This is a genomic window from Streptomyces termitum (genome assembly GCF_014650175.1).
Taxonomy (GTDB): Bacteria; Actinomycetota; Actinomycetes; order Streptomycetales; family Streptomycetaceae; genus Streptomyces; species Streptomyces termitum.
In genome coordinates, this window is record NZ_BMUL01000008.1 from 18,227 (window position 1) to 37,873 (window position 19,647).

A 19,647-nucleotide genomic window follows, 5' to 3' on the forward strand; every position below is an offset into this window, starting at 1 on the left:
GAGGTGGGGACAGGGCCGGAGGGGCGGTCCGGCCCGGGTGCGGACGGCCCCTCACGGTAGAGGTGCTCCTGGGGGGGGTTACGGCTTCTGGAAGCCCGCGTCCTGGAGGATCTTCTGTCCCTCGGGCGAGGAGAGCCAGGCGACGAACGCGGCGGCGGCCTCGGCGTTCTTCGATTCCTTGATCGTGGCGGCCGGGTACTGGGCGATGGCGTTCTGGTCGTCGGGGATCTCGACGGCGTCGACCTTGTCCTTCGCGCTCTCGGCATCGGTCTTGTAGACGAGACCGGCGTCGGCCTCACCGAGCTCGACCTTGCTGAGCACCGCGCGGACGTTGGACTCCTGGGAGACCGGCTTCACCGTGACGCCCTGCTTGTCGAGGATCTGCTTGCTGTACTTGCCCGCGGGCACCTCGGGCGCGGCGAGGACGACCTTCAGCTTGGTGTCGGCCAGGTCCTTCAGCTCGTCGACCTTGAAGGGGTTGCCCTTGCCGGTGGCGATGACGAGCCGGTTCTTCGCGATGATCGCCGGGCTGGTCGTGTCGGCCTTCACCTTGTCCATGCTCTTGGTGTCGGCGGTGACCAGGACGTCGGCGGGCGAGCCCTGCGACACCTGGGCGACGAGCTCCTGCGAACCGGCGAACGAGAAGGTGAGCTTCGTGCCGGGGTGCGCCTTCTCGTACGCGGCGCCGGCGGTCTTGAAGACGTCGGTCAGGGAGGCGGCGGCGAGGACCGTCAGGTCCGCCCGGGGCGCGGCGCTCGCGGACCCGGCGGGGGTGGAGCCCGCGGCGGCCTTCCCGGAGCCGGTGTCGGAGGAGCAGGCCGCGAGCGGGACGAGCAGGGCGGCGGTCAGCGCGGCGGTGGCGGTGCGGCGTCCGGTGAGGGTGCGGGACATGAGCGCGGGCACTCCTTGGAGAGGAACGGAAGAAAAGGGGAACGGGCCGGTCGCGCCGACGGCCGGGGGTGGTGCGTCGTGGTGCGTGGGGAGTGGTCAGGTGCGGTCGATGTGCACGCTGGTCGACTTCACGCGGGCGGTGGCCCGCATGCCGACCTCCAGTCCCAGTTCCTCCACGGCCTCGCGGGTGAGGAGGGAGACGAGTCGGTGCGGACCGGCCTGGATGGTGACCTGGGCCGCGATGTCGCCGAGCTTGATCCCGGTGACGATGCCGGGGAACGCGTTGCGCGCCGAGGTGTACGACGCGTCCTCGTCGTCCGCCTGCGCGAGTTCCGTGGAGAAGGCCGCGAGCGACGCGCCGTCGATGACGCGCCGGCCGCTCTCGTCGCGGTGGGTCGCGACCCTGCCCGCGTCCGCCCAGCGCCGCGCCGTGTCCGGGCTGACGCCCAGCAGACGTGCGGCCTGTCCGATGGTGTAGGACTGCATATGCGACACCGTAGGGCGCTATCAGCCTCATCTGCAACAAGATCGTGGGACTCTCCATCGCGGATGAGAGATCGGTCGTAGGAACCCACGAGGGGGCTGTCGGCCGGTCTCACGCCTCGGACGGGACGGCCCCGCCGAAGCGGTGGAGGCCGGTCCAGATGCCGGTGACGGCGCTGACGTACCGGGCGCCGCAGCGGTCGGACGGTACGACGAGGTGGGCGCCGACCGCGTCGAGGTCCCGGCCGTCCACGCGGGTCGCGAGGAGCACCGGGGCGTCGCCGAAGTCGGCGTCGACCTCCGCCCAGGACAGGACCGCGTGGTGCCCGTCCCCGCCGCTCACGGCGAGCAGGAAGCGGGAGCGCTCCTTGCGGCGCGCGGGGTCGAAGCGCGGGCGCGCCGCGGCCACCACCTCGCGCAGCAGCGGTCCGGTGAAGGTGTGGCGCTGGGGGCCCGCGGTGGCGCAGTCGAAGACGACCTCGGCCCGCCGCTGCTCCCAGCCCCGGCGCAGGTCGGCGACGGTGAGCGTGCCGGGGCGGGCCACCTCCCCCCACAGCGCGAGGGTTCCGGCGGAGGTGTCGGGTGCGGGCACGGCGCGGGGTGCGGCGTCCTGGCGGCTCATCGGGGGTCCCCTCCCGGCGGTCGGGTGCGGCTGCTGCGCGCAGTGATACCCGACCACCGGTCCGGGGAACCTTGATTGCCATGGCTATTCACACTTCCTCACCGCATCTGTGGCCGGATGACCGATCTCTTCCTCACAGATGCGCGCCCTGACGATCGGAGCCTCCGGTGTGCCGGTGGAGGGCGCGCCAGACCCGGTCGCGGGTCAGGGGCAGCTCGGTGAAGCGGATGCCCGTCGCGTCCCGCAGGGCGTTGGCGAAGGCCGGGGCGACCGGGTTGAAGGGACTCTCGCTCATGGACTTGGCGCCGAGCGGGCCGATCGCGTCGGACGTCTCCGTGAAGTGGACCTCGGTCCGGGGCACGTCCGCGTACTGGGGGAGCCGGTAGCGCCGGAACGCGGCCGTCGTCACCTCTCCCCGCTCGCCGGTCCGGACCGTCTCGAAGAGGGTGGCGCCGAGCGCCTGCGCCACCCCGCCCTCCACCTGGCCCCGGCACTGCATCGGGTTCATCACCTTCCCGGCGTCGGCCGCGTGGACGCTGCGCAGCACGCGGATCTCGCCCGAGCCGGGGTCGACGGCGATCCGGAACCACTGCGCGTTGAAGGCCACCGAACGCGGCGTGCCTCCCCAGTGCCCGTCGGCCGCCAGCTCCTCCGCCGCGCCGAGCGCGTGCCCCGCCTCGTACAGCTCCTTCAGGGGCACCGTCCGGCCCGCGCAGTCGACGGACTCGGCGCCGAGGACGCACAGGTGCCGGGCGGTGCCGGTGTGGCGGGCGGCGAGGGTGCGGAGCCGTTCGGCGAGCGAGGTGGCGGCGAGGAGGACGGCCTTCCCGGCGACGACGGTGCCGGCCGAGGCGAAGGCGCCGGTGTCGTGGCGGACGACGTCGGTGTCGGACTGGCGGACGGTGGTCCGGTCCTCGGTGGTGTGCAGCGCGCCCGCGGTGATCTGCTGGTGGACGGTGGTGGTGCCGTTGCCGAACTCGGCGGTGCCCACCGCGATGTCGTACGTGCCGTCCTCCCGCAGCGAGACCCGGGCGTCGGCGTAGTGGCCGCCGGGCGGGCCCGTCGCGATCATCGCCAGGCCGGTGCCCTGCCCGACCAGCCACCCCTCGGGCACCTCCTCCTCGGCGCCCCGGTCCTCGGCGATGGCCGCGCGCACGACGGAGAGGCACTGGTCGAGGCCGTACGAGGCGATGTGCAGGTCCTCCTCCTCGCCGATCGGGCTGTGCATGCCCTCCCCCGGCCCGATGACGTTCTTCTCGCGGAAGACCAGCGGGTCCATGCCGATCCGCCGGGCCAGTTCGTCCATCACCGACTCCACGGCGAACGTCACCTGGCCGAGGCCGTAGCCCCGGAACGCGCCTGCCGGGACGACGTTGGTGTAGACGGAGTACGCGTCGACCTTCTTGTGCGGGGCGCGGTAGACGGCGAAGGACTCGCCGACGCTGTGGAACATCACCGCCGGGCCGTGGTTGCCGTACGCACCGGTATCGGCCACCACCCGCATCCGCACGGCGGTGAGGGTGCCGTCGGAGCGGGTGCCCGCCTTGACCGCGATGGTGAACGGGTGCCGGGTGGTCGCCCCGTAGAACTGCTCGGCGCGGGTGTACTCGAGCTTCACCGGGCGCCGCAGCTTCAGCGCGGCGAGGGCGACGACGTCCTCGGTGAGCATCTCCTGCTTGCCGCCGAAGCCGCCGCCGACCCGGCCCGCGACCACCCGCACCTCGTCCTCCGGCAGGCCGTACAGCGCGCACAGCGCCCGCCGGGTCAGGAACGGCGTCTGGGTGGAGGAGCGGACGGTGAGGCGCTCGCCGGTGCCGTCCTCCTTCGGTTCGAAGTACGCCACGCAGCCGTGCGTCTCCAGGCTCGCGTGCTGCACCCGCTGGGTGCGGAAGGTCTCCTCGTAGACGGCGTCCGCCTCGGCGAACCCGTCCTCGACCGAGCCGATCTCGCCGTGCGCCTCGCCCGCCACGTTGGCCTCCACCCGGGCGATACGGGCCTCCGGCCCCTTTCCGGCGTGGACGACGGGGGCGCCGGGGCGCATGGCCTCCTCCGGATCGGTGACGTACGGCAGTTCCTCGTACGTCACCGCGATCCGGCGGCAGCCCTCCTCGGCGGCCCCCTCGCTGTCGGCGACGACGGCCGCGACCCGCTGGCCCACGTACCGGACCACGTCGTCCAGGACGCGGGTGTCGTCGGGGTCCTCGGTCGGGTGCTCGTGCCGGGCGGAGGAGTACAGGACCGCCGGGGCGTCCTCGTGGGTGAGGACCGCGACGACGCCGGGCACGCGCAGCGCGTCCGCCGTGTCGATCGCGAGGATCCGGGCGTGCGGGTGCGGGGAGCGCAGCAGTTTCATGTGCAGCAGCCCCGGCACCTCGACGTCGAAGGTGTAGCGGGCGGTGCCGGTCACCACCCGCGGGCCGGCCGGGGCGCCGACGTTCCGGCCCACCGCCCTTCCCGCGCACGGCCGTTCGACGTGCGCCACGCCCCGGACGGCGTCCTCGATCGCCCGGTAGCCGGTGCAGCGGCAGATGTTGCCCTTGAACGCCCGGGGCAGGTCGTCGAGTTTGCCGTCGTCGTGCGGGGTGCCGCGCTCCGCCTCCAGGGCGGCGGTCGTCATCAGGAAACCGGCCGTGCAGAAGCCGCACTGGTAGCCCTGCGCGTCGAGGAACCGCCGCTGCACGGGGTGGAGTTCGCCGTCCGGGGAGGCCAGCCCCTCGACGGTCGTCACCGCGCGCCCCTCGGCCCGTACGGCCGGGTAGAGGCAGCTGTGCACCGGCTCCCCGTCGACGTGGACGGTGCACGCCCCGCAGTCGCCCGCGTCGCACCCCTTCTTCACGCCGAACCAGCCCCGCTCCCGGAGGTAGGTGCGCAGGCACTGGCCGGCGCGCGGCTCGGTGTCGAACGGGCGGCCGTTGACCTGGATGCCGAAACTCATCGGGCGTCCTCCTCGGCGATGTCGGTCGTGGTGGTGGCGGTCGTGGTGACCAGTTCCCGGCGGACCTGTTCGGCGAGGCGCAGTGCCATGTGCCGGCGCCACTCGGGCAGTCCGTGGATGTCGTCGAACCACTCGGCGCCGGACACCGCCGTGTCGATCTCCGCGCGGAGCCGCCCGGCGGTCGGCGGCAGCGGGAACCAGAAGCGGAACGGGCGGGTGGTGGCGGCGGTGACCGTCACCGCCAGCGAGCCGTCCGCCGGGTCGAGCGTCCCGATCACCAGGGCGCCGGACCGCCCGAGGCCGTAGAGCGACGCCTGCCGGAAGGCCGTACGGCACTCCAGCGCCCGTCCCGGCAGCGTGACCGAGCGCAGCAGTTCGCCCTCGGCGAGGTCCTTGACGCCCGCGCCCCGAATGAAATCGGTCACCTTCACCTCGCGCGTCGACCCGTCCTGGGCCAGGAGGAGGCAGACGCCGTCGAGGGCGGCGGTGAGCGAGATCATCGGGCCGGCCGGCAGGCCGTTGCACAGGTTCCCGCCGACGGTCGCCATGTTCCAGATCTTGAACGAGGCGAGGAAGGCCCGGCAGCACTGCTCGAAGAGCGGCGCCGCGGGCGCGTCCAGGAAACGCCTTCCGTAGCGCGACAGTTGAGCGACGGTGCAGGTCGCCGCGATCTCCAGCGAGCCGTCCGGGCGGCGCGCGAGCGGCTCCCAGCCCATCCGGCCGAGATCGACCAACCGCCGCAGGTGCGGCTGGGGTTCGGAGAAGAGGTACGTCCCGCCGCCCAGCCAGGCGTCCCCGTCCCGCCAGGGCTCCCGCCGCCGCGCGTCCCGCACGTCGACGACCGTGTTCAGGTCCATGCCGTCCCCGTCTTCCGACCGATGTCTTCAGGCCAGTGAAGCCCGGCGGGGACCGCCCGCACGACTGGACGGGAACCCGGAAAACGCCCCTCGGACGGCGCCCCTGCCTGGAGGATCACCCAAGAGGCGTTTTCCGCCTCGCCCCGTGCACTTACGATGCAGCCACTCGCATCTGCCTCGTGAATGTGGGTGCGGCCCCCGGGTCCGCGACCGCGCAAGGAGCCCCGTATGCACGTCGACCACCTCCTCCGTCTCGACCGCCTGGACCTCCTCCTCGTCTGGGGCGACGAGGCGCTGCTCGGCCGGGAGATCGCCGGGGTCACCGCGACCGACCTGGAGGACCCGGCGCGCTTCCTCCAGCCGGGGGAGGTCGTGCTGAGCGGGCTCGTCTGGTGGACGCCCGACGGTGCCGCCGCCAAGACCGACCGCTTCGTCTCCGCGCTGCGGGAGGCGGGCGCGGTGGCGCTGCTGGCCGGGGAGGAGACCCACGGGGAGGTGCCGCGCGAACTCGTCGACGCCTGCCGCAGGCACCGCGTCCCGCTCGTCGCCGTGCCCCCGCACACCAGCTTCCGGGCCGTCACCGAGGCCGTCTACCTGCGCCGGTGGGGCGACCTCAACCGCCACCGCGCGGACCACCACGCCCTGCCGGAGAACGTCCGCCGGGACCTCGGCCGCGCGCTGGAGCACCGCGCGACGGCCGGCGAACTCCTCGACCGCGCCTTCTCCCACCTCGGCACGCCCGTCTGCCACCTCCTCACCGCCACGGGCCGGACCGTCGCCCGCACCGGCGGCACCGGCGGGCTCCCCGCGCGGGAGGCCCGGGAGGCCCTGACCGGGACGCGGGGCACGACGCTGCGGATCGACGCCGGGGGCACCGACTTCGACACCTGGTACCTGCACCTGCCCGAGGAGGGGCAGGTGCCGCCGAGGGTCCTCCAGGAGATAGCCGAACTGCTGGCCCGCCACCGGCGCCGGGAGGACGGGAACCGGGCCGGGCGCGGCCCCGCGGCCGCCCGGCTGATGGAGCTCGTCGGCGCGCCGCGCGCCGACCCGGGCCGCCTCCACCGCGCGCTGGCCGCCTGCGGGCTGGCCGGCCGGTCCTCGTACACGGTCGTCACCGCCGCCCTGGAACCGGACGGGGACACCGGCGCCGACGGCGCCGCCGCGCTCGCCGAGGCCCTCGGGCACCTGCCGTCCGCCGCGTTCGCCGTCGCCCGGGACGGCGACGGCACGGCGACGGCCGTCCTCGCGCACGACGACACCCCGGACACGACGGCGGACACCGCGGACGAAGCCGACCCGGCGGTCTCGACAGAGGCGGCGGGGCGGCTGCGCGAGGCCGCGCCCCTGATCCGGGCCTGCCGGCCGGGGAGCGCCTGGCACGCCGGCCTGAGCGAACCCTGCGACGCGACCGCCCTGAACAGCGGCCTCGCGCAGGCCCGTTACGCCCTCGCCGGGGCCCGCGCCGCCGCGCCGCCGTCACCGGGTGTCGCGCGGCTCCGCGACCTCGACGGCCTGGCGACGCTCCTCGCCGGCGTCCCCGCGTCCGTGCGCGAGGTCTACCGCGCGACCGTCCTGGGCCCCCTGGCGAAGGCCGGCCGGGGGTCGGGCGCCATGCTGCTGGAGACCCTGGAGGTGTTCCTCGCGCACGACTGCTCCTGGGCGAGGACCGCCGAGGCCCTCCACATCCACGTCAACACGGTCCACTACCGCGTCGGGCGGATCGAGACCCTCACCGGCCGCGACCTGTCCCGCCTCGACGACCGGCTGGACCTGCGCGCCGCGCTCCTGACGCGCTGAGCGGCCGGGCCCGGGGCCTCAGGGCAGGTCGATGTGGACGCTGGTCGACTTCACGCGGGCGGTCACCGTGACCCCGACGGCGAGCGCGAGCTCCTCGACGGCCTCGCGGGTCACCAGGGACACCAGCCGGTGCGGCCCCGCCTGCACCTCCACCTGCGCGGCCACCTCGTCGACCCGTACGGCGGTCACGATCCCCACGAAGGAGTTCCGCACCGACGTCGGCACGCCGTCCTCCGGCACCGCGTGCAGCCCGGCCCCCCGCTCCTGGGCGAAGGCCGCGAGGGACACCCCCTCGATCACCCGCCGGCCGCCCCCGTCGCGCACCACGGCCAGCTTGCCGCCGTCCGCCCACCGGCGGACGGTCTCCGAACTCACTCCGAGCAGCCGCGCGGCCTGCCCCATGCTGTACGACGCCACGTCCGCACTCTAGGCCCTGTCCGGCGGACCTTCGCGGGGCAGGGGCCTAGGCCACCTTGGCGAGGGCCTCCCTGACCTGACGGACCACGCGCGCCGCGTCCTCCGGGACGTTCACCACGTCGGTGCTGTTCATGTCGATGACGAGGACGTCGCTCGCCGAGTAGTGCCGGTGCACCCAGTCGTCGTAGCCGGACCACAGCGTCCGGTAGTACGCGACGAGGTTCTCGTCCTGCTCGAAGTCGCGCCCGCGCAGTCCGATGCGGTGCAGCACGGTCTCGAAGTCGGCCTTGAGGTAGACCATGAGGTCGGGCGCCTTGCGGTACGGCAGGCCGTCGATCTCGCGCATCATCTCGTCGAGCAGCCCCTCGTACAGCTCCATCTCCAGGGAGCTGATCCGGCCGAGGTCGTGGTTGACCTTGGCGAAGTACCAGTCCTCGTAGATGGACCGGTCGAGGACGTTGTCGTTCTTCCGGTACGCCTCCTTGATCGAGGCGAACCGCGTCCGGAGGAAGTACAGCTGGAGGAGGAAGGGGTACCGCTTCGCCTCGATCTCCTCGGGGCTCGCGGAGTAGAAGAGGGGCAGGATCGGGTTGTCGTCCACGCTCTCGTAGAAGACCTCGCTGCCGAGTTCCCCGGCGATCAGTTCGGCGACGCTCGTCTTGCCGATGCCGATCATGCCTCCGACACAGATCACTGCCATTCCTCGCTTCTCTCCCGACGCGCCGCGCGCGGCGGGAGAGCGAGCCGCCCCACCGCCCGGCGGCCTGTTCACCGATGCGCCCCGAGGGCGAGAGCCCCCGACGAACCACCGGCACCCCACACACTACATCTGGGCGCACCCCACCCCCGCCCTCCCACATGTAGGGGGCCGACGGCCGCTGTCGCCTCCGTGCGACCGGGGGTCAGCGCACCCGTCCGCGCGGCTTCAGCGGGGCGGCGGGGAGGTCCGGGGCGGAGAGGCGGGAGCCGGCGTAGCCGTGGACCTCGCCGAATCGCGCGCCCTTCTCCCAGTCGTCGCGCGCCCGGGCGATCTCGTCGCCGGTGCGGCCGATGAAGTTCCACCACATGACGATCTCCTCCTCGAAGGGTTCGCCGCCGAGGAGCATCAGGCCCGCGTCGGAGGCGGCGCGCAGGGGGAGGGAGGTGCGGCCGCAGCCGAGGTAGAGCATGGAGCCGGGCAGGACGGGGACGCCGTCGACGTGCGCCTCGCCGGACATGGCGAGGACCGCGTACTCGAAGTCGGGGTCGAGGGGGAGGGCGGTCTCGGTGCCGGCGGTGAGGGCGAGGTCGGCGCCGGTGATCGGGGTGTACGCGGTGCCGGGCGAGACCGCGCCGTCGAGGGAGCCGAGGATCACGGTGGCGGTGAGGCCGGGGGCGGTGACCCGGGGCAGGTCGGCGTGGTGCTGGAAGTGGGGTTCGACGTGCCGGTGGGCGTCGGGCAGGGCGACCCAGAGCTGGGCGCCGTGCAGGAGGCGGGCGTGCGGGCGGGGGCTCTCCTCGGAGTGGGAGATCGCCCGGCCCGAGGTCATGAGGCCGAGTTCGCGGGGGCGGATCGTCTGGAGACCGCCGGTCGAGTCGCGGTGCAGGACCTCGCCCTCGTGGAGCCAGCTGACGGTCTGGAGGCCCATGTGGGGGTGGGGCGGGACCTGCATGCCGGGTTCGTCGGCGATGTCGTCGGGGCCGTAGTGGTCGACGAAGGCCCAGGCGCCGACCATCCGCCGGCCGAGGTTCGGCAGCAGGCGGCGCACCTCGGTGGATTCGCCGAGCCGGACGTGGCGGGGGCTGAGGAGTTCGCGTACGGGCTCGGCGACGACGAAGCCGCGGCCGCCGCAGACGGAGAGCTCTGCCTGGCGGTCAAGGTTGCTCATGGCGGATCGATGCCTCTCGTGGGGGGGGTGGAGTGAAAGTGGATCCGGTGGGGGGAGCGCGGGAACGAAGAGGTCGTGGAATGTTCAACTACTCTTCGGTGTTGACGAGGGCGAACCACCCCCAGGGTGGCAGATGAGGCCCCCGGAACAGGGAGAGCAAGTGAGCGACACGTACTACGAGTTCGGAACGGCCGCGGACCGCTGGGACCGCGCGCGCCTGTTCTTCGACGCGAAGGAGTACCGGAGTGCCATCCGGATCCTGCGCGGTCTCGTCGCCGAGCACCCGGACCAGACGGCCCAGCGACTGCTCCTCGCCCGCGCCTACTACCACTCCGCGCAGCTCTCGCAGGCCGAGACCGAGCTGCGGGCCGTCCTGGACCGCGACCCGGTGGAGCACTACGCGCGGCTGATGCTGGGCCGCACGCTGGAGCGCCAGAACCGGCCGGAGGAGGCCGCGCCGCACCTGCGGATGGCCGCCGCGATGAGCGGCGACCTGCCGGCCTGACGCCCCGGCGCCGGGCTTCCCGGCCGGGCACTGACGCGGATCTGATACCCCGGCACGGTATGGTCGGGCCAGGAGGTCCTTGATCATGCCCACACCCCGGTCGCACCACGGCGGACGAGCGGGAGGTGCCCTCGCGCACCTCCTGCTCGTCGTCGTGCTCGCGCTCGGGATCTTCATGATGCACGGCGTCGGGCACCCCAAGGGGTCCGAGTCCGCCCCCGCCCCGACCGCGGCCGCGGCGCCGGGAGCGCACGCCGCCGCGCCGGCCGGGGACGGTTCCCACGGAGCCGACCGGCAGCGGGACGGGGACCACGGTCCCGGTTCCGGGATGGACATGGCCACCCTCTGCGTGGCCGTCCTCGCCGGCTGGCTCCTCGCCGGTCTGGTCCGGGCCGCGCTCGGCCGCCGCCCCGACTGGCTCGTCCTCCTCCTCGCGCGGCTGGTCCCCGCGCTCGGGCCGCACGCCCCGCCGCGCCGCCCGCCCGACCTCGCCCGGCTGTCCGTCCTGCGGATCTAGGCCGTACCGCCCCGGCCGCGGGCCGCTCCACGCCGCCCGCGCCCCACCGGTACCGGTCTTCCGACTCCGTACGGGCGTGCCTTCCGCGCGTCCGCCGACAGCATTCGAGGTATCACCATGCGTGCCTTCCAGCGCCGCACCCCCCGCACCCTCGCCCTGGCCGGCGCGGTCACCGCCGCCGCCCTGCTCCTGGCCGCCTGCGGCGGCACGGACGACGCCCCCATGACGGGAATGGACCACAGCGGCTCCTCCGCGTCCGCCGCCCCCTCGGCCCCGGACGCGTCCGCGGGCTCCTTCAACGACGCGGACGTGATGTTCGCGCAGATGATGATCCCCCACCACCAGCAGGCCCTGGAGATGGCGAAGCTCGGCGACGGGCGGGCCGAGGACGCCGGCATCAAGAAGATCGTCGCCGCCGTCGAGAAGGCGCAGGACCCCGAGATCCGCACGATGAAGGAGTGGCTGAAGGGCTGGAACAAGCCCGAGTCCGCGGGCATGGGCCACTCCATGGCCGGAATGATGTCCGAGCAGGACATGAAGGACCTCGCCGCCGTGAAGGGCAAGGACTTCGACCGCAAGTTCGCCGAGCTGATGATCGCGCACCACGAGGGCGCCGTGGAGATGGCGAAGCAGGAGCAGAAGGACGGCGCGAACGCCGAGGCCAAGGCCCTCGCCGGTGAGGTGGTCCGCGCCCAGGACGCCGAGATCGCCGAGCTGAGGAAGATCCTCGACCGGCTCTGACGCCGGTACGGAGGGCCGGGGCGCGCCCGCACGGAACGCCCCGGCCCTCCCCGCGCTCTCCTCCGATCCCTTCCGCGCTCTTCCGCGCGCTTCCGTCCTTCTTGCTCCCGGCGAACGAAAGAACCATGCCCACGCACCGCTTCTCCCGGCCCGGGGCCCGGTCCGCCGCGACCGCGGCCGCCGTCCTCGCGCTCTCCCTCGCACTCACCGCCTGCGCCGGACCCACCGCCCCCGAATCCGCCGCCGCCGAATCCGCGTCCCCGGACACCGCCCTCTCCCACATCCACGGGGTCGGGCTGCGCGACGGCGTCCTGTACGTCGCCACCCACCAGGGCCTCCACTCCCCCGGGCCGGACGGCCGCCCCGTCCTCGTCGGCGACCGGCGGGACGACTTCATGGGCTTCACGATCGCCCCGGACGGCACCTTCCTGGCCAGCGGCCATCCGCCGTCGGGCGGCGACGGCCCGGCGGACCTCGGCCTGATCGCCTCCACCGACTCCGGCCGCAACTGGCGGGAGAAGTCGCTCGCGGGCGAGGTGGACTTCCACTCCCTCGACACGTCGGGCGGGACCGTCTACGGGTACGACAGCGCCCGCGGCCTGCTGCGGGTCACCCGGGACCAGGTGGCCTGGGAGGACCGGGCCGCCCTGCGCGCCCTCGACATCGCGGTCTCCCCCGCAGACCCCGGCACCGTCCTCGCCACCACGGAGCGGGGCGTCGTCCGCAGCACGGACGGCGGCCGGACCTTCTCCCCCGGGAACGGCCGGATCCTGGCGCACCTCTCCTGGGGCACGGCCGACGCGCTGTACGGGATCGATCCGGACGGGGTCCTCTTCCGCTCCGCCGACGGCGGGGGCGACTGGACCCGGGTCGGCACCGTGCCGGGCGGCGCCCCGCAGGCACTGACCGCCGTGGACGCGCGGCGGCTGCTGGTCGCCACGGGGGACGGCGTGTACGAGTCCCGGGACGCGGGCCACACCTTCGAGCGCCGGATGGCGGTGACCTCCGGGAAGGAGCACCACTGACCACGCGCGCGTGCGCGGGGGATGCCGGGAGTACCTCAGGCACCCGCGCGCACGCGTGTGGGGACCGGCTCAGGCGCGGTCCCGGTACGCCTCCAGGAGACGGAGCCAGACCTCGCTGATCGTCGGGTACGAGGGGACCGCGTGCCACAGGCGGGAGAGCGGCACCTCGGCGGTGACCGCGACGGTGGCCGCGTGCAGCAGCTCGCCGACGGCCGGGCCCACGAAGGAGGCGCCGAGCAGCACCTCGCGGTCGAGGTCGACGACGAGGCGGGCCGCGCCGGAGTACCCCTGGGCGTAGAGCCCGGCGCCGGCCACCGAGCGCATGTCGACGTCGACCGCGCGGACCCGGTACCCGGCGTGCCCGGCCTCGGCCAGGCTCAGTCCGACGGCGGCGGCCTCCGGGTCGGAGAAGACCACCTGCGGGACGGCCCCGTAATCGGCGGTGGCCGCGTACGGGCCCCAGGGCGCGGCCCCGTCGAGCGGGTCGCCGGCCGCGCGGGCGGCGATCGCGGCGCCCGCGATCCGCGCCTGGTACTTGCCCTGGTGGGTGAGGAGCGCCCGCCGGTTGACGTCCCCGACCGCGTAGAGCCAGTCGCTGCCGGTGACCCGGAGGGTGTCGTCGACGTCCAGCCACGAGCCGGGTTCCAGGCCGACGGTCTCCAGGCCGACGTCCTCGGTGCGCGGGGCGCGGCCGGTGGCGAAGAGGACCTCGTCGCCCTCGACCGTCTCGCCGCCCTCCAGGACCAGGGTGACGGGGCCGCTGCCGCCGTCCCGTACGACGGCCTCGACCGCGACCCCGGTCCGGACGTCGGCGCCGCGCGCCCGCAGCGCCCCGGCGATCCGCTCGCCCACGAAGGGCTCCATCCGGGGCAGCAGCCCGTCGCCCCGGACCAGCATGGTCACGTGCGCGCCCAGGGCGTGCCAGGCGGTGGCCATCTCGACGCCGACGACCCCGCCGCCGACCACAAGGAGCCGGCCCGGCACCCGGTCGGCGCTGGTCGCCTCCCGGCTGGTCCAGGGGCGGGCCCCGGCCAGGCCCGGCAGCGGGGGCAGGGCGGCGCGGCTGCCGGTGCAGACGGCGACCGCGTGCCGGGCGGTGAGGAGGTGGCGCTCGCCCTCGGGGCCCTCGACGGCGACCCGGCGGGGCCCGTCGAGCCGCCCGTGGCCGCGGAAGACCCGTACGCCGATCGAACCGAGCCAGTCGGCCTGGCCGTCGTCCTTCCAGTGGCCGACGGTCTCGTCCCGGTGGGCGAAGACCGCCGGGGCGTCCAGCGGGCGGCGCACGGCCTCGGCCAGGCCGGGGACCCGGCGGGCGTCGGAGCGGGCGAGGACCGGGCGGAGCAGCGCCTTGCTGGGCATGCAGGCCCAGTACGAGCACTCGCCGCCGAGCAGCTCGGACTCGACGATCGCGGCGGTCAGCCCGGCCGCCCGGACGCGGTCGACGACGTTCTCCCCGACCGGTCCGGCGCCCAGAACCACCACGTCGTACGCGTGCGCGTTCTCCACGGTTCGTGTCATGGGAACCAGTCTGGCGGGTAGGGGCCGGAATAGCGCGGCCCGATACGCCGTTGTGCGGGGCGAGTCCCCAGGGGACCGTGAGGACACCACCGGAGACGGAAAGACCGAAAGGCGGAACGATGAGCACCATCGCGCTCACCAAGGAAAACTTCGACGAGGTCGTGGCCGGGAACGACTTCGTCCTGATCGACTTCTGGGCTTCGTGGTGCGGTCCCTGCCGTCAGTTCGCCCCGGTCTTCGAGGCCGCCTCGGAGCGCCACCCCGACCTGGTCTTCGCCAAGGTCGACACCGAGGACCAGCAGGAGCTGGCCGCCGCCTTCGAGATCCGCTCCATCCCGACCCTGATGATCGTCCGGGAGAAGGTGGCGATCTTCGCGCAGCCCGGCGCGCTGCCCGAGGCCGCCCTGGAGGACGTCATCGGCCAGGCCCGCAAGCTGGACATGGACGAGGTCCGCAAGTCCGTCGCCGAGCAGCAGGCGGGCGCGGCCGAGTGAGCCGGGGCCGTCCCCGGCCGTGATCCGCCGGGCGCGCCCCGGGCCGCGCGCACGCGGTGAGAGCCCCCGCTCCGGCGGGGGCTCACCCGTGTCCCGGCCGTTCCCGCCCGGGCTCAGCGCTCCAGGACGAGGGCCAGGCCCTGGCCGACGCCGATGCAGAGCGCGGCGAGGCCGGTGCCGGAGCCCGCGGCGGCGAGCTGGTGGGCGACCGAGCCCGCGAGCCGGGCTCCGGAGGCGCCGAGCGGGTGGCCGAGCGCGATGGCGCCGCCGCGCGGGTTGACGACCGAGGGGTCGAGTTCCGGCCACTCGGCGAGGCAGCCGAGGGCCTGGGCGGCGAACGCCTCGTTCAGTTCGAAGGTCGTCAGGTCCGCGAAGGAGCGGCCGGACTTCTCCAGGGCGCGCCGGACGGCGGCGACCGGGCCGAGGCCGAAGAGCTGCGGCTCGACGCCGGTGACGGCGGAGGCGCGGACCCGGGCGAGCGGCTCGCGGCCGGTGGCCCGCAGCCCCTCCTCGTCGACGAGGAGCAGGGCGGCGGCGCCGTCGTTGAGCGGCGAGGCGTTGCCGGCGGTGACGGTGCCGCCCTCGGCCCGGAAGACCGGCCGGAGGCCGCCCAGGGCCTCCAGGGAAGTGTTCTCGCGGACGCACTCGTCGCGGGCGAGGTCCACGCCCGGGTAGGGGACGACCTCGGCGTCGTAGAGCCCCTTGGCCCATGCCTCGGCGGCCTTGCGGTGGCTGTCGAGGGCGAAGGCGTCCTGGGCCTCGCGGCCGAGGGCGTGCTTGTCGGCGATCAGCTCGGCGCCCTCGCCGAGGGAGACGGTCCACTCGGCGGGCATCCGCGGGTTGACCATGCGCCAGCCGAGGGTGGTCGAGTGGAGTTGCTGGTGGCCGGCGGGGAAGGCCCGCTCGGGCTTCTGGAGCACCCAGGGGGCGCGGGACATCGACTCGACGCCGCCGGCGACCGCCACCGAGGCGTCGCCGAGCGCGACCGCGCGGGCGGCCTGGATCACGGCCTCCAGGCCGGAGCCGCAGAGCCGGTTCACGGTGACGCCGGGGACGGTGACGGGCAGCCCGGCGAGGAGGACCGCCATGCGGGCCACGTCGCGGTTGTCCTCGCCGGCGCCGTTGGCGTCGCCGAAGTAGACGTCGTCGATCCGGGCCGGGTCGAGGTCGGGGGTGCGGTCCACGAGCGCCTTGACGACATGGGCGGCGAGGTCGTCGGGGCGGACCGGGGAGAGCGCGCCTCCGAACTTTCCGATCGGGGTGCGGACGGCGTCGACGATGTACACGTCGCGGATGCTCATCGGTTTCTCTCCCGGGGGACCGGCGGACGGCTCTGTTCGCCTGGTGGAAGCAAGTTTCGCGCGGTTGCGCGCGCAGAGTCTGGGCCCGCCGGTCCGCCCTGTCAACGCCGCCCCCGGCGGCTCAGCTCCCGGGGGCGTCCCGCACCAGGGCGACGAGGCCGTAGTCGAGCTCCCGGCCGTCCACCAGCAGCGCCTCCACCGTGCGGGTCTCCTGGTCCACGTCGGCGGCGATCCCGTGCCCCTCGTAGCGGGGGTAGCCGGACTCCCCGTACCGCCCCGTCCACTCCACGACGGCGGACCGGACGGCGCTGTCCGCGACGCTCGCCCCGCCCCGGTCCTCGACGTGCGCCGGCACCAGCAGGACCTCGTAACGCTTCGGATGAGTGCTCATGCACCGACGCTAAGCGCTCGGCGCGGCTCCCGCCGGGCGGCGCGGTCCGGTCGGGCGGCGCGGTCCGCCCGGTCCCGCGGGCAGGGGTTCTGACGTACCGTTCGGGCATGGACGACGCGTCGATGGAGAGCTCGATGGTGGGACTGCTCGGCCGGGTGACGGGGACGATCGGGCCCGGTCTCGTCGGCGAGGTGATCCTGCGGATCCGCGGCGGGGCCGAGCACTTCCTCGCGTACGCCGCCACGCCGAAGCAGCGGATCGAGGTCGGCACGCTGGTGACCGTGATGGAACACCTCCCTCCGCGCACCGTCTATGTCACAGCCGTGTACGACGTCTGACACGACCGTTGAGCGGCGCCCCGCGCGGGCGCACACTCCCCTCACCGGGTCCGCGCGGTTCCGGTGAAGGGGGACCCCTGCCCATGGGCATCGGCATTCTGGCGGGCGCCGTCGTCGGCTCCGTCGTCGTCCTGATCGTGCTGTTCAAGATGATGTGGCGCGTCGCGGAACCCAACGAGGCGCTCATCATCTCCGGTTCCAACCACAAGAACGAGGGCCTCGGCGAGGGCATGGGCTTCCGCATCGTCACCGGCCGGGGCACGCTGGTGCTGCCGGGCGTGCAGGCGGTGCGCAAGCTCTCGCTCGACCTCAACGAGACCCAGCTGTCCGTCGAGTGCGTCACCCACCAGGGCATTCCGCTCAAGGTGCGGGGCGTGGTGATCTTCAAGGTGGGCGACGACTTCGTGTCGATCGCCAACGCGGCCCGCCGCTTCCTGGACCAGCAGAAGCTGATGTCCGAGCGGGTCCACATCGTCTTCGCCGGCCATCTGCGCGCCATCGTCGGCGGGTTGACCGTGGAGGACATGATCCGTGACCGGGAGAAGCTGACCGGGCAGGCCCGTTCGGCCTGTGGCACGGAGATGGAGAAGCTCGGTCTGATCGTCGACTCGCTCCAGATCCACGAGATCGAGGACCCGACCGGCTACATCAAGAACCTGGCCGCACCGCACGCGGCGGCCGTCCAGCGGGACGCCCGGATCGCGCAGGCGGAGGCGAACCGGCGGGCGACCGAGGCGGAGCAGCAGGCCGCCGCCCGGATGTCGGAGGCGACCCGCGACAGCGAGATCCTCCAGGCCGGCTACCAGGCCGAGCGGGACCAGGCCAGCGCGCGGTCCCGGCAGGCCGGTCCGCTCGCCGAGGCGGCCTCCCGCCAGGAGGTCGTCGTGCAGGAGACCCGGGTGGCGGAACTGGAGGCGCAGCGCAAGGAGCAGCAGCTCCAGGCGGACGTCCGCAAGCCGGCCGACGCGACGGCGTACGAGAAGCGGACCCTGGCCGAGGCCGAGCGCGACGCCCGGATCTCGGCGGCGCAGGCCAAGGCCCGGGAGACCGAGCTGGCCAGCGCGGCGACGGCGACGGCGACCCGGGTCACCGGTGAGGCCGAGGCCGCGGCCGCGCACGCCAAGGGTCTCGCGGTGGCCGAGGCGACCCGGGCCAAGGGCCTGGCCGAGGCCGATGCCATCAAGGCGCGCGCGGCCGCCCTCGCCGAGAACCAGGAGGCCGTCGTCGCGCAGCAGCTCGCCGAGAAGTGGCCGGAGATCGTCCAGGCCGGAGCCTCCGCCTTCGGGAACGTGGACCAGATGGTCCTCCTGAACGGCGCCGACGGCATGGCCGACATGTTCGCCAAGGCCCTGACCATGGGCGGGACCGGCCTCGGGCTCGCCCGTCAGCTCCTGGCCTCGATGGGCCCGGACGCGGCGGACCGCCCGGCCACCCCGGTGCCCCCGGCCCGCGCCGGGGCGGAGTCCACCGGCCCGCGGTCCCCGGACGAGACCGTCGTCAGGATCAGCCTTGAGGAGGAGTGACCCGGCGGGACACGTCTCCCCGAGGAGGGTGAAGCGGGCGAGGCGAATGTGACGAGTGGGGTACGCGGGCAGGGCCCGGCGCCGTCGTGCGCCGGGCCCTGCCCGTACCCCCGTACCCCGCTTCCCCGACTCCCGGACCTTCGCGCTCAGTTGTGGCCGAACTTCCGCTCCTTGCGGTGGGACGGCTGGTCGAAGAGGGGTGCGGGCGTCCTGCTCTCGGGACTGGTGCCCTTCTCCTTGGCGGGCGCTCCCTCGCGGTGCTCGTGGCCGCCGCTGCGGGCGCCCTTGTTCACCCGGGTCTGTTTCCTGCCCACGATCGTGCCTCCCGTGCGACGGGGGTGGGGCGCGTTCGGAACGCGCCTCCGTGTCCCTTCAGGCTCGCACGGAAGGAGGAAAGGTGCATGGTGGGGTATTCGGGGTGGGGTGGATCCAATGTCCTGGCTACTGGATCCAATGTCCGGGATCCGGGATCCCGGATCCAGCGGCCAGGATCCAAGGTTCTGGATCTCGGATCCAATGTTCAGGATTCTGGATCCAGGATCCGGCGGAAGGCCGCGAGCGTCGGTGTCCCCCTCCCCCGGTCCAGCACCCCGAAGACGACCTCGTCGAAGTGGCCGGCGAACCGCCCCTCCCCCGTCAGCAGCGCGTGGAAGGCGCCCGCGACCTGGGCGGGGTCGTTGCGGAAGACTCCGCAGCCCCAGGCGCCCAGGACGATCCGGCGGTACCCCCCGGCGACGGCGGTCTCCAGGACCCGTTCGGCGCGGGAGGCCAGGGCGGCGGGGATCAGGTGGGCCCGCTCGGGGGCGGTGCGGTGGATCACGCCGGCGTTGGGCGCGGGCGAGGTGAGGAAGCCGACGGTGAAGGGGGTGGTGAGCAGGTCGCCCCGGTCGTCGCGGAAGACCGGCACTCGGGGCGAGTGGATCACCCGGTCGGTGTAGAAGGTGTCCCGGTCGGCGCGGTGGTGCTCGTAGTAGGCGGGGGCGCGGAGCAGGGTGGCGTACAGGGCGGAGGAGCGGCAGAGGGCCTCTTCCTGGGCCTGGGCGCCGTTGAGGTAGCCGCCGCCGGGGTTGCGGGCGGAGGCGAAGTTCAGGACGGCGACCGGGCTGCCGGGGTCGGCGGCGGTCATCCGGCGGGCGGCGGCGAGGCTGCTCTCGCCGGTGACCTCGATCCGGCCGGCGCGGCCGGTGCTGGGGGTGGCGGGGACGGGCTCGGGGCCGTACAGACGGGTTCCCGCCAGGGCGGCGGCGAGGTCCTCCGCGAGGGAGACGGTCCGCCCGTCGGGGGCGGTGTAGGCACCCGAGGCGACGATCTCCTCGGTGTGCCGCGCGGTCTCGCGCAGTCGTGCACTCATGTCCGGCAGCATGATCGTCGTACGCGCCGCCGGACAAACGGTTTTTCCGGCCCCCGTCGCGGAGGTGCCC

Annotated in this window: 21 protein-coding genes; 8 read left to right on the top strand and 13 right to left on the bottom strand. The window is 74.0% G+C overall.

Going from position 1 to position 19,647, the window contains the following annotated elements; translation table 11 throughout:
* Nucleotides 1-78: 78 nt before the first annotated feature.
* From modA to IE219_RS16715, 5 genes are all read right to left on the bottom strand, one after another.
* Nucleotides 79-891, bottom strand: a complete 813-nt coding sequence (modA, locus tag IE219_RS16695; RefSeq protein ID WP_189978071.1) for a molybdate ABC transporter substrate-binding protein — start codon at nt 889-891, stop codon at nt 79-81.
* Nucleotides 892-987: 96 nt separating this feature from the next.
* Nucleotides 988-1,377, bottom strand: coding sequence for a TOBE domain-containing protein (locus IE219_RS16700; protein ID WP_189978073.1), 390 nt, complete (start codon nt 1,375-1,377; stop codon nt 988-990).
* 109 nt (nt 1,378-1,486) lie between these two features.
* Nucleotides 1,487-1,996 (bottom strand): molybdopterin-dependent oxidoreductase, encoded by a 510-nt coding sequence (locus IE219_RS16705; RefSeq protein WP_189978075.1) that lies wholly within the window; start codon nt 1,994-1,996, stop codon nt 1,487-1,489.
* A 133-nt stretch (nt 1,997-2,129) separates the two neighbouring features.
* Entirely contained in the window at nt 2,130-4,931 is a 2,802-nt protein-coding gene (locus IE219_RS16710) for a molybdopterin-dependent oxidoreductase (protein ID WP_189978077.1), read from the bottom strand.
* Nucleotides 4,928-5,788 carry an FAD binding domain-containing protein gene (locus tag IE219_RS16715; protein WP_189978079.1) on the bottom strand — a complete coding sequence of 287 codons (861 nt, stop codon included), beginning with the start codon at nt 5,786-5,788 and terminating at the stop codon, nt 4,928-4,930. Before IE219_RS16715 ends, IE219_RS16710 begins: the two co-directional genes overlap by 4 nt.
* A gap of 228 nt (nt 5,789-6,016) precedes the next feature.
* Here IE219_RS16715 and IE219_RS16720 point away from each other — a divergent pair, with 228 nt between their 5' ends.
* A complete protein-coding gene (locus IE219_RS16720) occupies nt 6,017-7,588 on the top strand; it encodes a PucR family transcriptional regulator (RefSeq protein WP_189978081.1) in 1,572 nt (523 codons plus the stop codon).
* Nucleotides 7,589-7,606: 18 nt separating this feature from the next.
* On the opposite strand, the gene IE219_RS16725 is transcribed toward IE219_RS16720, so the two are convergent.
* The 3 genes from IE219_RS16725 to IE219_RS16735 all read right to left on the bottom strand — a co-directional run bounded on the left by IE219_RS16725 (nt 7,607) and on the right by IE219_RS16735 (nt 9,873).
* Complete coding sequence (locus IE219_RS16725; RefSeq protein ID WP_189978083.1) at nt 7,607-8,005, bottom strand: TOBE domain-containing protein; 399 nt, start codon at nt 8,003-8,005, stop codon at nt 7,607-7,609.
* A gap of 46 nt (nt 8,006-8,051) precedes the next feature.
* Nucleotides 8,052-8,705, bottom strand: coding sequence for a deoxynucleoside kinase (locus IE219_RS16730; RefSeq protein WP_189978086.1), 654 nt, complete (start codon nt 8,703-8,705; stop codon nt 8,052-8,054).
* Between the two features lie 202 nt (nt 8,706-8,907).
* The gene (locus tag IE219_RS16735) at nt 8,908-9,873 is read right to left on the bottom strand and encodes a pirin family protein (protein WP_189978088.1); all 966 of its coding nucleotides are present in this window, start codon (nt 9,871-9,873) and stop codon (nt 8,908-8,910) included.
* Between the two features lie 160 nt (nt 9,874-10,033).
* Here IE219_RS16735 and IE219_RS16740 point away from each other — a divergent pair, with 160 nt between their 5' ends.
* The 4 genes from IE219_RS16740 (at nt 10,034) to IE219_RS16755 (ending at nt 12,661) form a co-directional block, all read left to right on the top strand.
* Nucleotides 10,034-10,378, top strand: a complete 345-nt coding sequence (locus tag IE219_RS16740) for a tetratricopeptide repeat protein (protein ID WP_189978090.1) — start codon at nt 10,034-10,036, stop codon at nt 10,376-10,378.
* Nucleotides 10,379-10,463: 85 nt separating this feature from the next.
* On the top strand, nt 10,464-10,895 hold the full coding sequence (locus IE219_RS16745; RefSeq protein ID WP_189978092.1) for a DUF6153 family protein: 432 nt from the start codon (nt 10,464-10,466) through the stop codon (nt 10,893-10,895).
* A 117-nt stretch (nt 10,896-11,012) separates the two neighbouring features.
* Entirely contained in the window at nt 11,013-11,636 is a 624-nt protein-coding gene (locus IE219_RS16750) for a DUF305 domain-containing protein (protein WP_189978094.1), read from the top strand.
* Nucleotides 11,637-11,761: 125 nt separating this feature from the next.
* A complete protein-coding gene (locus tag IE219_RS16755; RefSeq protein WP_189978096.1) occupies nt 11,762-12,661 on the top strand; it encodes a F510_1955 family glycosylhydrolase in 900 nt (299 codons plus the stop codon).
* 69 nt (nt 12,662-12,730) lie between these two features.
* Here the strand turns inward: IE219_RS16755 and IE219_RS16760 are convergent, their stop codons facing one another.
* Nucleotides 12,731-14,179 (bottom strand): dihydrolipoyl dehydrogenase family protein, encoded by a 1,449-nt coding sequence (locus IE219_RS16760; RefSeq protein ID WP_189978098.1) that lies wholly within the window; start codon nt 14,177-14,179, stop codon nt 12,731-12,733.
* 119 nt (nt 14,180-14,298) lie between these two features.
* Here IE219_RS16760 and trxA point away from each other — a divergent pair, with 119 nt between their 5' ends.
* Entirely contained in the window at nt 14,299-14,673 is a 375-nt protein-coding gene (gene trxA, locus IE219_RS16765; RefSeq protein ID WP_189978100.1) for a thioredoxin, read from the top strand.
* Between the two features lie 113 nt (nt 14,674-14,786).
* Here trxA and IE219_RS16770 read toward each other — a convergent pair whose 3' ends face one another.
* The gene (locus IE219_RS16770) at nt 14,787-15,974 is read right to left on the bottom strand and encodes a thiolase family protein (protein ID WP_189978102.1); all 1,188 of its coding nucleotides are present in this window, start codon (nt 15,972-15,974) and stop codon (nt 14,787-14,789) included.
* Between the two features lie 121 nt (nt 15,975-16,095).
* Complete coding sequence (locus tag IE219_RS16775) at nt 16,096-16,365, bottom strand: hypothetical protein (protein WP_189978104.1); 270 nt, start codon at nt 16,363-16,365, stop codon at nt 16,096-16,098.
* A gap of 107 nt (nt 16,366-16,472) precedes the next feature.
* On the opposite strand from IE219_RS16775, the gene IE219_RS16780 reads away from it, so the two are divergent.
* The gene (locus tag IE219_RS16780; protein WP_229849808.1) at nt 16,473-16,703 is read left to right on the top strand and encodes an NfeD C-terminal domain-containing protein; all 231 of its coding nucleotides are present in this window, start codon (nt 16,473-16,475) and stop codon (nt 16,701-16,703) included.
* An 83-nt stretch (nt 16,704-16,786) separates the two neighbouring features.
* Nucleotides 16,787-18,226: a flotillin family protein gene (locus tag IE219_RS16785; RefSeq protein WP_189978106.1), complete on the top strand. Its 1,440-nt coding sequence runs from the start codon at nt 16,787-16,789 to the stop codon at nt 18,224-18,226.
* Between the two features lie 146 nt (nt 18,227-18,372).
* On the opposite strand, the gene IE219_RS16790 is transcribed toward IE219_RS16785, so the two are convergent.
* Nucleotides 18,373-18,540, bottom strand: coding sequence for a hypothetical protein (locus IE219_RS16790; protein ID WP_189978108.1), 168 nt, complete (start codon nt 18,538-18,540; stop codon nt 18,373-18,375).
* Between the two features lie 206 nt (nt 18,541-18,746).
* Entirely contained in the window at nt 18,747-19,577 is an 831-nt protein-coding gene (locus tag IE219_RS16795) for a TIGR02452 family protein (protein ID WP_189978110.1), read from the bottom strand.
* Between the last annotated feature and the right edge of the window lie 70 nt (nt 19,578-19,647).